The organism is Planctomycetia bacterium (assembly GCA_015075745.1).
Lineage (GTDB): Bacteria > Planctomycetota > Phycisphaerae > UBA1845 > UTPLA1 > UTPLA1.
The window spans coordinates 2,538,557-2,552,637 of record JABTTW010000001.1 but is presented as its reverse complement, the minus strand read 5'-3'; the positions used below and the strand labels follow the sequence as shown (position 1 = coordinate 2,552,637).

At 61.9% G+C, this 14,081-nt stretch carries 2 protein-coding genes; both read right to left on the bottom strand.

Translation table 11 applies throughout. From position 1 onward, the window contains the following. Positions 1-70: 70 nt before the first annotated feature. Positions 71-682, bottom strand: a complete 612-nt coding sequence (locus HS101_10040; protein MBE7506612.1) for a hypothetical protein — start codon at positions 680-682, stop codon at positions 71-73. Continuing rightward, positions 679-14,034 carry a hypothetical protein gene (locus HS101_10035; protein ID MBE7506611.1) on the bottom strand — a complete coding sequence of 4,452 codons (13,356 nt, stop codon included), beginning with the start codon at positions 14,032-14,034 and terminating at the stop codon, positions 679-681. Before HS101_10035 ends, HS101_10040 begins: the two co-directional genes overlap by 4 nt. Positions 14,035-14,081 lie beyond the last annotated feature (47 nt).

Sequence of the window (14,081 nt, the reverse complement as noted above, 5' to 3'; positions counted from 1 at the left end):
TCGCGCGTGGCGGGGAACTCCTGCCCCACTCAATCGATACCGAAATCACGAAGCTGATGAATTGCCCGGGCTAATTACGCGCGGCGAGCGAGGGCTTGGCGCCGTCGGGGGGCACTTTGAGAACCTGGCGGGAGGAGCTGATCACGCGGCCGTCCTCCCGGAGGTACTTGGCGACGATGGCGATCTGCTTGCCGGCCACGTCGACTTCATCACCCCAGTTGAGCCGGATGCCGTATCCCCAGCCAAGGGCGGTTTGCTTCTTCGATCGCCATGCGTAGGCCTCGTCGGCGGTCATGACCCATTCCTTGACCTGAGTCGCCACTTCCTTGCCGAGCGGATCGGTGTCGAGGCGGTACATGGCAATCGCGATGGTGCCGGTGCCGAAGACGCCCTTAGGGGCGGAGGGGCCTTCGAGATAAAGGCTGAAGCTGACGCCATCGACTTTTTTGCTGCCGTCGTTCTTGAAGGAGAGCCACGGCGTCTGGCTGAAGAACTTGTTGACGCGGACAATGTTGGTCTCGACCGGAGCCGAGTCGCGCGCGAGGAGCGGACGATTCGCCGCCTCCCACTTGGCGATTTCCTGCTCGGTGCAACCTGTCGACAGGGCGAGAACAAAAAGGCCCGCCGCGCAGATTGCGGCGCGGGTCGCGTTTTGCGTTAAATGCCGTGGTCGTCTGATCATCGGCCGACCTCCAACTCTTTCGTTGTGCGCCGCGCGACCATGTCCTCGCCGGATGGCGCCATGGGGCCATACTTGAGCGGCTCGGGGCCGTACTTGGGCTTGTCGCTGTCGGGCTGATCCTTCGTCTTGACCGGCTCGGCGGGAAGAACTTCGCTGTCCTCCATGTAAGTGCCTTCCGGCAACGGGGCGTCGGGGCTCAGCTCCGGCGGGGCTTCGAGCGAGTCGATCTCGTCGGCCGACTCGGCCTTGACCTGCAGCTTACCCATCAGGACGCTCTGTTTCATTTCGTCGGTGATGATGCCGGACTCGTCGCGCTTCTCGATGGAGATACGTCGGGCATCCTCCACCGTGCGGACGACCGTCGGTGTCATGGCGATGAGCAATTCGGTGCGATTCTTCGTCCGTGAGGTCGTGCGGAAAAGGACGCCAAGCCCGGGAATATCGCCCAGGAGAGGAACCTTGCTCTCGGACTCGTTCTCGGTCGTCGTGATGAGACCGCCGATGACCACCGTTTCGCCATCCTTGACCGCGACATTCGTTGAAGCGGTTCGGCGGTTGAAGATCGGGGCGAAGGCGCCGGGGGCGATCTGAATCGTGGAGTCCGTGATGGAGGACACTTCCGGCTCAACGAGCATGTACACAAAGCCATCAGGATTGATGTGCGGCTCGACGTTGAGGATCACGCCGACTTCCTGGTATTGCACCTGCGTGGAAGTCTGCCCGCCGAAGGTCTGTGCGCCGCTGGGCGTGGGCACGCTTTGACCGATCTGGATCGTGGCCTGCTGATTGTCCTGGCACATGATCATCGGTCGCTGAATGACTTCCAGGCGGCTGTCGGCCTGGAGGGCGCGGACGAGGAAGTTGAAGTCTTCACCGGTGATGGTGAATGAGAATCCGCCCAGTCCACTGCCGGAGGCGCCGAGATCGGTACCGCCGACGACGTCAAAGTGGCTGCTCTGGAGAATGCCATTGGGCCCGGCGACGGCGGTCTCGCTGAAGCGGAGTTCCTGAAGGGCAAACTCCAGCCCCATCTCGAAGCGATCATCAAGCGAGACTTCGGCGATCATCACCTGGATCATCACCTGCGGCGGGGCCATGTCGAGTTGTTCGATCAGCGAGATGACCTGCTGCTTGTAGCGCGGGCTCGCCGAGACAACGAGCTGGTTCGACTCCGGATGGGAGATGACGGAGACTTCCTGCTCCATGAGGCGCTGCGGCGAGACAGTCTCGCCGAGGCTTTCGAGGCGCTGCACCTCGGCATCGAAGTATTCCTGGAGCGCGCCCTGCATCTCGTCGGAGGTCTGATTGACCAGGGTGTAAACGAAGTTGTCGCGGTCCTGGATCGGCCGCGAGTCGAGCTGGTCGATCACGTCGGCGACGACGTCGATATCCTCGGGCCAGCCGGCGACGATCAGTGAATTGGTCCGCTCGTCCGGCACAAAGGTGGTCTTGGGGCGACCGAAGGTACCCTTGCGCGACGAGCCTTCCTGCGAGGCGGCGGTGGGCGCGCCTCCGGTGGAGGTGCTGCCGCCCTCGACTTCGACGGAACGATCACGCTGGAATTCGGCCTGGTCCTCGGCCCCTTCGTCCTGTGCGAACATGTCCGTAAGCAGTTCGACCATCTTGGTCGCGTCGGCGTTACGCAGCATGAACACCTTGACGAGCACCGAGCGCTTTTGAATCTGGTCCAGCTTGGTGACCAGTTGTTCGATGAGCCGAAGCGCCGGGGGCGGGGCTACGGCGACGATGGCGTTGGTCCGAACGTTGAATGTGATCTGCACGTTCTCGCGAATCGTGCGCAGGAAAATCTCGCGGCCCTGCGGATCCTTGTCTGCATAGGAGACAAGAATGGAGGAGAGGGTTCGCTTCGCATCATCGCCCGATGCGGACGAGCCGCCGCTGCCGCCTTCACCAGCCGCGCCGGTCATGATCTGATTGAGAACGTCGGCCATCTTCTCGGCGTCTTCGTTTTCGCAGAGATAGATGCCGATTTCGACCTGACCCTTGACCTCGGTCTGATCGAGCCGCTTGACGAGAGAAACGATGTTCTCCAATTCGCCCGGCGCGGCGGTGACGACGACGGAATTGGTCCGCTTGTCTTCCACGACGCCAATCGACTTGGCGGAGGAACCACCTTCGCCGCCGGACTCGCCGGACTTGTACAGCTCTTCGAGAATCTCTTTCACGCGCTCGGCCGGCGCCTTTTCAAGGGCAATCACACGGGCCATTTGCAGGATGGTCGAAGGCCGATCGAGACGGGTCACCAGGTCTCGGATGAGCAGATGATCTTCTCTTGAAGCATTGATGAGCAGGGCATTGCGGCCGTTATCCGGCTCGACCGTGACGGTCACGTTGGGCACCTGGACGCCGGTGTCGCCGCCGCCTTCGCGCGGCTTGTTGCGCTCTTCGAAGACCTTCTTAATCATCTCGCCGATTTTTGCGGCCGGTGCCTCCTGAAGGGTATAGACCTCCATGAGCTGGCCGGGCGTGCCGGGCGGAACGTCGAGACGCTTGATGAGTTCGACCGCGCCGTCGATGCCGTCCTTGGTGCCGCCGACGATGATGCGATTGCTTCGCTCATCGGCGAAGACGGTGATGCCGAAGCCGGACTTGCTGCTGCCGCCGCTGCTTCCGCTGGAACCGCCGGTGTCGCGGATTTCGTCGAGCTTCTTGAAATAGTCCGCGACCTGTGCGGCGATCTTCACCGAGTCGCCGTGCTCGACAATGACCATCTTGGTGATGGCCACGTCCCACGGCGTCGTGACGCTGTTCATCCGCTTGTAGACTTCGCGGATGAGGTTCATGTTCTCCGGGGAGGCCGAGACGAGGAGCATGTTCGACCGATCGTCGATGCTGACCGTCACCTTGTCGCGCTTCTTGGCGGTCTCGCTGTCGCTGCTGGCGCCCGGCTTGTAGATGCCGTTGTCCTTGAACAACTCGTCGATGGTGTCCTTGACGCGGTGGGCGCCGACGTTGTCACAGACGAAAAACTCGACCACGCCGGGGACGCCCAGTTCCTGATCCAGCTCCGTGACCTTCTGCATGAGCACGTCATAGTTCTCGCGCGAGCCGGCGAAGAGCATGGCGTTGGTCGTCTCATCGATCTCGATGGCCACCTTATCCTCGGGGCGGCTCTTGCCTTCGACCGTGCGCATCTCGGCGCGCTTGTCGAAGAGGGCCTGGAAGGCGGACTGAAGCTGCTTGGCGGAATTGAACTTCAGCCGGATGACGTAGATGTTCGCCATTGGGTTCAGCTCCAGCGCCTCGATCTTGTCGACCACGTTCTTGATCGCGTCGAAGTCGGCCTTGGCCGCGGCGACGATCAGCGAGTTGCTTCGCTCGTCGGCGACGATGGCGGGGGTCTCCAGCTTGAAGCCGTCGCCCTCATCCTGCTGCTTGGCCCGTTGATCCCAGAGGTCCTTCAGCTTGTCGGCCAGCTCGGTCGCGTTGGTGTTCTTGACGGTGATGGTGCGAATGTCATCCATCAGAAGCGTGGAGGGAATGTCGAGTTTCTTGATGAGGACCTTGAGCTCTTCGAGGCGGTTGGCCTTGGCGGCGATGATCAGAGACTTGGACTGCGGGTGACCCTTGATGATGACCGTTTCACTCTTGCCGGCATTGGCCGAGGTGCCCTTGGGAAGGGCCTCGGCGCGCTCTTTCATCATCTCCGAAAGGGCCTTCTCCAGTGCCGAGACGCTGGCATATTCCAGCCGGACCAACTCGAAGGGCATCACGTCCAGCCCCTTCTGGTCCAGCCGCGTCACCAGGTCGGACAGGACTTCAAGCGACTCGGGCCGGCCGACGAGCATGACCTGATTCGTCCGCGGATCGGCGGAGATGACTGCCCGATAGACGAGCGAGCCGGCTTCGCCGTCGGGCACGCCGGAGGCCTCGCTCTTGCCCGGCCGGGCGGTGAGCTTCTCGCCGTCGGTCAGGAGTTTGTTGATCTGCTCGGCGACCTCGGTGGCGTCGGCATTGGCGAGGGTGAAGACCTTGTAGGCGACTTCTGCGCGGGCAGGCTCCTTGTCGAAGGCGGCGACGACCTGCTTCATGATGAGGCAGTTCTGCCGGGTGCTGGCGATCATGAGCGAGTTCGAGTCCTTGTCGCCGAAGACGACGATGGGCCGATCGAGATTGACCGTGGCGAGCGGATTGCCCGCCTCGTCGAGCAGACGGAAGCGGCGGATAAAGTCCTTCATCGGCGTGTCGCCGGTGCCGGCCTTTTTGAGGAGTTCGTTAAGCAGGGTGCCGAGGGTGTCGGCCTGGGCGATGCGCAGGGGGATAATCATCACGTCTGCTTCGCCGATGGGCTGCTCTTTGCCTTCCTCCGCAGGGGGGAGAGCGGCGTCGAGGCCTTCGATGATCTGGGTGACGAAGGAGAGGTCCGTCTCGTTTGCGGTGACAAAGACACTGTTGGTCTGCGGGTCGATTTCAACGCCGATCAACTTCGGATCGAGCCCCTTTTGTGAGAGGTAGGTCGAGACCATCTTCTTAAGGACTTCGCCGACTTCGGAGACGCGACGATTTTTGAGGGCGAAGGTCTTGACCTGCTTGAGCATCGCGCCGGCGGCCTTTTCGTTCTGCTCGATCAGGTCCATGACCTTTTGCATCTTCGCTTCGGTCGCGGCGATGTAGAGGCCGTTGGTGCGCGGGTCGGCGATGATGTCGACCTTGTCTTCGGGCTTGACCTTGCGTTCGCCCTTCTGCTCGACCTTGCTGAATACGTCGGTCAGGGTCTTGGCGATGTCCTGCGCGCTGGCTTTCTGAAGCGCGACGTACTCGATGCGCTTGTCAGGAATCGCCGTATCGAGCATCTCAAGGATGGAAATAAGCACTTCCATGTCTTCATCGGAGGCCTCGACGACGATCGTCTCTGAGCCGGCCTCGGCGACGGAGATCGGCGCACCGGAGAGCTTGCGACCCAGGGCCTCTTTGGCGGAGTCGGACATTCTTGAGATATCGAGCTTGCCCTGCTCGGCGATGCGGCTCTCCAGGATTTTCTTCGGGTCGCTCTGACTCGCCGGCGTGGCTGGGCGCGGCTGGCTGGTGGCGGTGGCCTGCGGCTCCAGGGTGGGCTGCGTCGTGGCCACGCGCGGGCGGATCGTGCTGATCATCGGGCCGGTCGGCTTGGTCGTTGGCTTCTGCGAATCAGCTTGCGCCATCGCGCTACTAAGGGCGACTTGCATCATGAAGACAGGAATCGAACCTGCGACCATCGCGCGGCGCGGCGATTTCCTTTGAAGTGGGGCCTCGTAGCGCCGCTGATTGGTCCATGTCGCATCCGAGCGCGGGCCGGACGACTTACCCTTACCGCTCTGCTGGAACTGCTCGATCAATTGCTTCGCCTCCTGCGGGCTGAGAGATTTCAACGGGATGACACGGCGCTGGGTGTTGCCGGCCGGGGCCATGCTTACGAGGTCGATCACAAGCTGCTTGACCTCCTCGTACTTGCCCTTCGATCCGGCGACGACGAGCGCGCTGGAACGCAGGTCGGCGCCGATGCTCACCAGACTCGGCTTGTAATCCCTCTGCGTCTGGCGGCGATTGTTTTCGGCGTCGTTGATGCGCTTTTCGATGTTACGGGCAAGCTCTTCCAGGTCGCGGCCGGTGGGAACGGAGAGGACGCGAACGCCGGCGCCGGTGTCGCCTTCCATTTCCTTGTCCAGCCCCTCGGCCATCTTCTTGATGAGATTGAAGTCGCTGGGCTTGGCGCGGACGATCAGGCTCTTGGTGGCCTCTTCGGCGACGATGATCGGCGGGACGTAGTTCTTGCCTTTGGACTTCGCGAGGTTGGGATCGTTAAAGACCTTGTTGAGCGTGTCGGTCAGTTCGGTCGCGTTCGCGGAAGCAAGCTGAATGCGCTGCGGGGCATCGCCGCTTTCCGGCCGTTCGATGTCGAGTTCCTTGATCTTCGCCACGGCGTCGCGGACGCTGTCGGTCTTGCCGACGACGATGATCGCATTCATGGAGTCGATCGCCTTGAGGCGCATACCGCCGGCGAGGACGGTCTTCTCCTCGGTCTTTTCTTCGCGGTCGGCCCACCAGGGGACGAATTGCTTGTTCTCGCTGTCCGGCGAGCGCTGGGCGACCTTGAGGTATTCGGTGAGGATGTCGAGCATTTCGGTCGCGTCGACAAACTTCAGCGGCACCATTTCCATGATGCTGCCGGTGGACGGGTCGACATCGATCTCCTTGATGATGTCGTCGATCAGGGCCTTGGTTGCGTCCGTGCAATAGACAAGCAGCGTGTTGCTGGTCGGCTCGGCGATGATCGAGACCTGATTGTCCGCGGCCTTCGACGGGGGCTCATTGCCGCGCATCCACGGCGGCAGATTGCTCTGTCCGCCGGTCTTGAGGCCGGCCTTTTTATCGAAGAAGGTTTGCAGGGTCTTGGCGAGTTCGTCGGCGACGGCGTAGTGAAGTGCGATCTGGTAAATTTTCATTGCACCGATGGTCGGCACAGTGGAGATTTTGTCGATGATCTGCTCTTTAATCTTGTCGAACTCGGCCTGAGTGGCATAGACCATGATCGTGTTGGTCGGCTCGTGATACTCAGCCTTGATGTCCTTGGCACCCGGGCCGCCCTGGCCGCCGCCGTAGAGCAGCTTGATCGCCTCGGCGACGTTTTTGGCCGGAACGAGTTCCGGCAAAACCACGGTGTGCACTTCGCGGCCGCCCTCGGCACGGTCGATCTTCTCCACCAACGAAGAAATCTGCTCGAATTCCTCCTCGTTGGCGTAAGCGATGATCTTGGTCGTACCGGGGATGGCGCGAATCTGAGCCGGAGGCTTTTGTCTTTGGCCCATCTTTGACGCGTCGAGAATCTGCTGGAGCGACGTCGCCACGTCCTGCGGGTTAGTGTTCGTCAGTTCAATGACGTGCTCGGTCCGCAGCGCGTCGCCGGGCTGGTCCATCTTCAGGACGAGCGATTCAATCTCCGGCATGAGGTCTTTGGCCGCCGTCACCACGACGCTGTCGGTCGTCCAGTCGTCGGCGGTGGCGACCATGTCACGCGGGCTCGGCGTGCGGCCCACCGGCTGGAAGGCCTGGCGAATCGCATTCGAAACCGAGCCGGGATCGGCGTAGGTCAACTTGAAGAGTCGGCGCTCGCGCTCGCCCGCCGTGTCGCGGACGTCGAGCGACTTAACAAGCAACTCCACTTCCGGCCAGAGGTCGGTCTTGGCCGTGATAACGAGCGAATTGGAATTGACCTCGGCAATGACGGTGACCGGCCACTGACCCTTGGTGTTGGCCGTCGTCTTGCTCTGGAATGTCTGCATCATGGCCGGTGCGACCTGATCGGCACGGGCGAACTGAAGCTGAATCGTGCGCGTCTCCGGGATGCCACCGGCGATGTCCATTTCAACGAGCTGATTGTCGATGATCTGCTTCGTAGCCGGGGTGCAGTTGATGAGCAGAATGTTGCTGCCGGGATCGGCGGTGATGGCGAAGCGGTCCTGCAACTTTCCGCCGCGCGACTGCCACCACTGATCCATGAACTTCTTAAGCGTCGCCTCGGCATCCTCCGCGCGGATGAACTTCAGGTTGATGCGATAGTCCTCGAACGACGAGCCGACGGCGGTGATGATCGGGTCGATCACCGAGGTCTTGATCTGTTCGTGCTGTTTGCCATTGGCCGTAACAATGACCAGATTGCCGGCGACGTTTGCTGCGACGGTCGGCGGTTCCAAGCCGGTCTTCTGCGACGCGGCCGAGGCGAACAGCGACTGGATGTTCTGCACGACCTGATTGACGTCCACCGAGATCGGCAGTTCGTAGGTCCGCGTGTCGCGGGCGATGTCCGGCGGCGATGCCACGTCCACTTCCTTGAGAATGTCGCCGATCAGGAGAAACGTGATCGGCCCGCCGGTCACGATGAGTGAATTGGTGCGCGGGTCGGGCACGGCGCCGACGAAGTCGAGTTTGACGCCTTCAAGCCCACCTGACATCTTCGCCTTGGCGAGCATGTCGGTTAACTGGGTGTTCATCTCGACGGCGGATGCGTTCTGCATCGGGAAGCGACGAACCTGGATGCCGCTGGGAGCAAGGTCCATTCCCGTGGCGACTTCCTTGATCTGCTTCATGGTCTCTTCGTCTGCGCCGGTGACGTAGAGCATGCTGTTGTTCTTGTTGCCCTTGATGCTCACCGTCTGCTTGGCGCCGCCGGTGCGCGGGGCCTGGAAGATTTCCTGCAACTTGGGCGCGACCTGTTCGGCATCGGCGACGAGCAGCTTGATGGTCTTGATGTCCTTGGTGTCGGCGACCTTCTCGTCCATCTTGGCGATCTGGTCGGCGATCTCCTGCATCTGCGCCGGCGGGGCTTTCACCAGCAGCGTGCCGGTGGAATCGTCGCCGGTGATGACGATGTCGTTCTGGCTGCCGGACGAGAAGAGCGACTTGAGCGTGTTGGCCATCTGGCTGGGACTGCCCTTGACGGCGAACTGTTGAATAGCGCCGCCGTCGGCGGGGATATCCATGTCCTCCACGATCTTGGCAGCGCGGTCAACATCCTTGGACTGCCCGGCGATGATGACGCTATTCGTTCGGGCATCCGCGTTGACGGAGACGCCGCTGGAAGTCGTGCCGCCGCCGTTGCGACCGCCAAATCTTCCGCTGCCGCCACGTCGCGGGGTTACCTGAGTGGCGACTTCCTTCACGATCGTGGCCACATCGGTTGCACGGGCAAACTTGAGCGGCACTCGGCGCATCTCGGTCACGGTTGTGTTGTCCTGCGATTCGAGGTCTTTGATGAGGTCGCCGATCAACGTGAGCGTGTCCGGCGGGGCCTTGGCGATGATGCTGTTGGTCTGGGCCTCGGCGGAAAGCTCAATGGCATCGGCCGAGACGGCGACCGACTGACCCTGGGCATTCTGAAGCTGAAGCATCTGCTGCTGGTCCTGACCGGGTTGCGGTTGACCGGGCCGACCGCCACGCTGCGGAGCGCCGCGCGCAATTGCAGCACTCTGTACCCCGAGGACTTCCTTGAGGCTTTCGACCACCTGCGTGGCATCGAGATTCTCCAGTCGGAAGATTTTGATTGTCTTCTCGAAGACGTCGGTCGGGGCATCAATCTTGCGAAGCACGTCGACGATGAGCGGCACATCGGAAAGCAGCGCCGCGACGAACAGGCTCTTCGTGCGCGGATCGGCCACTACCTTGACGCGCGACGGCCCCTGCTGTTGGGCGGCCTGTTGCTGGGCCATCAACTGTTGAAGCTGCTGCTGCGGATTGGGCTGACCGCCTTTGCCCCCCTGGCCGGGCTGCGGCGGAGGCTGCGGGACCGGCATCGGCGCCGGCTGCTGCGCGCCGCGACCTCTGCGACTACCTGCGGCGACGGCTTGGCCCTGGTTGAACACTTGTTCGAGAAGCTGCGCCGCCGTAACGACATCGGCGTACTTGAGCGGGAATACGCGAAAGACCGTGGGCTGCTCTTCGTCTTCGATATCCTCAAGCATCAGCTCGATCTTCTCAAGCTCCTCCTCGGGACCCTTGAGAATGATCTTGCCGGTTTCGGCATCGTAGAGAATCTCGACTTGGTTGACCTCATCGGTTGAAGCCTCGGCATTCGGCTCAACCGGGTGATTGTGCTGCCGCTCGCCGGTGGAGAACTCGCGCTTGCCGCTCTGCTTTTCTTCTTCTGGCTGCGAGTCGAACCCGGCCATCGATACCGAATCAAGCGAGCGAAGCAACTGAGCGGGAAGGGTGCAGGGGCTCTGATGGCAGATCGGGCACACTGCCGGATCGAGCAGATCTGAGTCACCTGACTTCGCATCTGACTGCCCAAGCGAAAGCGACTGAAGCGAGTTGATCATGCTCATCGGGAGGACGCACGGGCTTACGCCGCTATCGTCCTCTTCGCCCTCGTGAATATCAATCACCTTCACCCGGCCGGTGGCATCGCCGAGCGGAATGAGCTTTATCGGCTTGTCATACTGCTGCTGGAGTCGACCCACCAGCATTTCCGGCGGCATCTTCTCGGAGGAGAACATGCGGAAGTTCTTCCGGGCGAAGCCGGGCTTCTCCGGCACGTCGAAGATCTTGATGACTTCGCGGACGCGTGCCTCTTGCGTCGACTTGCAGTTGCGGATGAGCAGGGTCTTTTCCGTCGGGCCTTCGTCGAATTTGAGACCACCGGATTTGTTGTCGGGGTTCAGGATGTCTTCGAGGTCGAAGGCGATGTCGAAGGCCTTGGTGTTTTCCAGCTTCACCAGCATGAAGCCGAGTTCGAGAGAGTTCACCTCGCGCCCGCCCTTCACTTCGCTGGCGTCGGCGAAAATGATTTCAAGAATGCGCTCGACCTCTTTGAGATCGGACTCAAGTCTCGCACCGACCAGCAGCGTGTTCTCGTCAACATCCGCGTAGATGAGGATGGACTCAGGAGCCGAGACTTTCGCCGCAGGAGTGGGTTGACGATTCATTCGCTGCGGGCGACCGGTGGGCGTCGTCTCCGTCTTGATGGTCGATTCGGCGCTTTGCGAGAGGAGCGTCCGAAGTTTTTTCTCATCGCCCTCGGCATCCACGACCGCATACTTGCGGAAGATCATCGGCTCGTGCGGGGAGTCAATCTCCTGGAAAAGCTGCACCGCCTTGGCGACCTGATCGCGCGGGCCGTCGATGATGACCTGCTGTCCACTGGCGACGATCTTCAGCCCTTCTGACTGGGCGGCCTCGACTTCCTTGCTGGCGGCGCGCGGCCCACCGGGAAGCTGCTGCGGCGTCTCGGCCAGGTAGCGCAGTGTCTCGACAATCTCCTCCGCCGGGCGCGACTGCGCCGTGAGCAGCACGCGCGTCGGTTCGACCTTGTCCTTCTGGACGCGAGCTTCTTCCTCAATCTGCTTGACGAGGTCGCGAATCTGGACGAGTTCCTTGTCCGGCGCGGTCACCAAAAGCGTGTTGGTGATCGGCTCGGGGACGATGCGGATCGAGCCGCCAGTCGGGTCGATCGCCTGCGCCTGCTGCGCCGCAACGGGCTGGCCCGGCTGAGGGCGTCCGCGGCGAATCGGCACCGCGCGCGAGGGGGCTCCCGTGGAGACGGACGTCCCTCCGACGCTCTCCGCGAGGATCGGTGCAATGGTCTCGGCATCGGAGTATTCGAGCTTGATGATGGTCAGCGGGCCGGTCGTCTCGATGTCGAGGCGCTTGATGAACGGCGTGATGCGCTGAATGAACTCGTCCGGGGCGAAGACCTGCACGCCGTTGTTGTACAAGTCGGTGAAGAAACTCTGCTGGACCTGGGCAACGGGCTGACCCGCGACGACCGGCTCGGGCGGGAACATCTGCTGAAGCAGATTCACCACATCCTGAGCGCGTGCTTTCTCAAGAATAAACGTCTCGAATCGCGGCTCTTTCGACGCGGCCTTACCGTCGAGCGTATTGAGCAATGGCTCAATGCGCTCCCAGTCGGCGTCGGTGCTGTAGATAATCAGATAACCGGTGCTGTCATCGGGAATGAATCGCGGGCCCGCCCCGCCGCCGGCGAGCGAAGTCACTTGCATCGGCTGACCGGGTCGCTTGCCGGCCATCTGCTGCGCAGGGCGCGGAGAACCGGTGCCGGAGATCGCCTGTTGAAGGATTGCCGCCAATGCGCTGGGCGCCGCGGCCTTCGGCTGGACAAGGTGTTCCTTCTCCTCATCGCCCGACGGCACGTCGAGCTTTTCGATGAGCGCGAGTGCCTTTTCAAAGGTCTGCTTGGAAACCGACAAGAGCAAGGTGTCCGCGGAGCGAACGGTAATCCGGTCGGGCATCTTGCCGGGCTTGGCCTGCGGCGGGAACACCTGCGAGAGAATGCCGGCGATCTCGTTCGCATCGGTATGCTTGAGCTTGACGATTTCGTCAAGGGAGTTCTCGCCGGGCTTGTCCCATTCCTTGACGAGCTTCTCCGCGGCGGCAACGCCCTCCTCTCCGCCGATGAGAACGACGGAGTTACTGGTTGCATCCGGGAAGATGTCGCGCTCCAGCGCTGCGCGCTGATCCACCGAGACGAACGAGCCATCCGGCTTCAAGAGCGCCTGCTGCTCCTTCATGAAGATGGGCTTGAGCATGCCGGTCAGCGAATTTGCATCGGCGTATTCCAGCGCGACGACCTTCATCACCGGGAGCATCGGGCCGCTGCCGATGTCGAGCCGGGCTGACATCTGCTCGATCTCCGAGAGCAACCGCGCCGGCGCCTTCACGAAGAGCCGGTTGTTCTTCACGTCGGCGATGATGTCGACCTTCTTGGCCGTCTCAGCGGTCGGGTCGAGGCCCGGTCCGCGCTGCGGCGCAGTAGGGGCGGCGATCGGGTAAAGCTGGCGGAGCATCGTCTGTACGTCGGCGCATCGGGCATTCTTCAACTCGATGGTCAATGTCGGCCGCGGATCACCCTCGGGCGGCCCGGGCTTCATGCCGGAGAGCTTGAAGACGACATCACGGAAGCGGCGGTGCTCCCAGACCATGCCGGTCAGTTCGAGGCGTTCGCCGTTGACCTGCGTGCCGTAGGTGTCGCTGAACATCGGCCGGAATGTCTCGATGATCTCGTAAGGCGACCAGCCTTCCGGACAATCCAAATTCACCAGGACGATGTCGTATGGATCGGGATTCGTCGCCTCCATCTCTTCAAAGGAGTTGAACATCAGGCTGGGCGGAATCTCGCGCATCCAGTCGGGAAGCCGCTTGATGACGAGGAAGTTCTCCTGTCGCTTGATGAGGTACTTGTTGAGCGGACGCCCGACAAGCAATTCGTTGAGCTGTTGGAGCGCCTCGGCATAAGTCATCTCGCCTTTGCTGCGAAACGTGAGCGTCTCGCTGATCGGCGGATCGGGCTCGCTGATAAACGGCAGGCCGCTCATGCGGGCGAAGTCCGTCAGCACGTCGGCCCACGGCGTCTTGTCATAGTCAAAGCGATAGGAGCGCGCGGCGGGGTCCGGTGACAGCATGGTGAAGGTCAGCGTGGTCAATTCGGCTTTGACCGGCTCCCCGGGCGTCGTCAATTCTTCTTTCGTCTCGGCAGCGGGCTGTGTCGTCGCTGGTGCGGCCGCCTCGGGAGGCTGAGTAGGGGACGGCTTTTGTTCAACGACCGGCGCCACGGGCGGCTTTTCGACCGGCGGCGTGGGCTTCATCGGCTGCACGGCAGGCTTCGCGGTTGAGGGCGCCGCTTGCTGTTTGCCGAGCGACTTGAGGGCCTCGCGCCGAGCGCGAGCCAGCGCGTCTTCCTGCTCATTGGCCTTGTCGTTGGGTTGGGTCGTTGCCGGCTGCGAAGTGGCCGCATTCTGTGCGCGCAGCGCCGGCGTGAGCCCGGTGAGACCGAAGCAGACGACAAAAGCGATTGGGGCGAAACGAATATGGGAATTGAAATAGTGAGCTGTCTTCATCATCATCGTGCCTCCGCACAGTCCGACCCGGACGAGCTTTCGTCTCGCCT

Excerpts from the sequence above, each read along its gene's own strand:
- HS101_10035 (MBE7506611.1), bottom strand. The coding sequence starts at position 14,034 with ATGATGAAGACAGCTCACTATTTCAATTCCCATATTCGTTTCGCCCCA.
- HS101_10040 (MBE7506612.1), bottom strand. The coding sequence starts at position 682 with ATGATCAGACGACCACGGCATTTAACGCAAAACGCGACCCGCGCCGCA.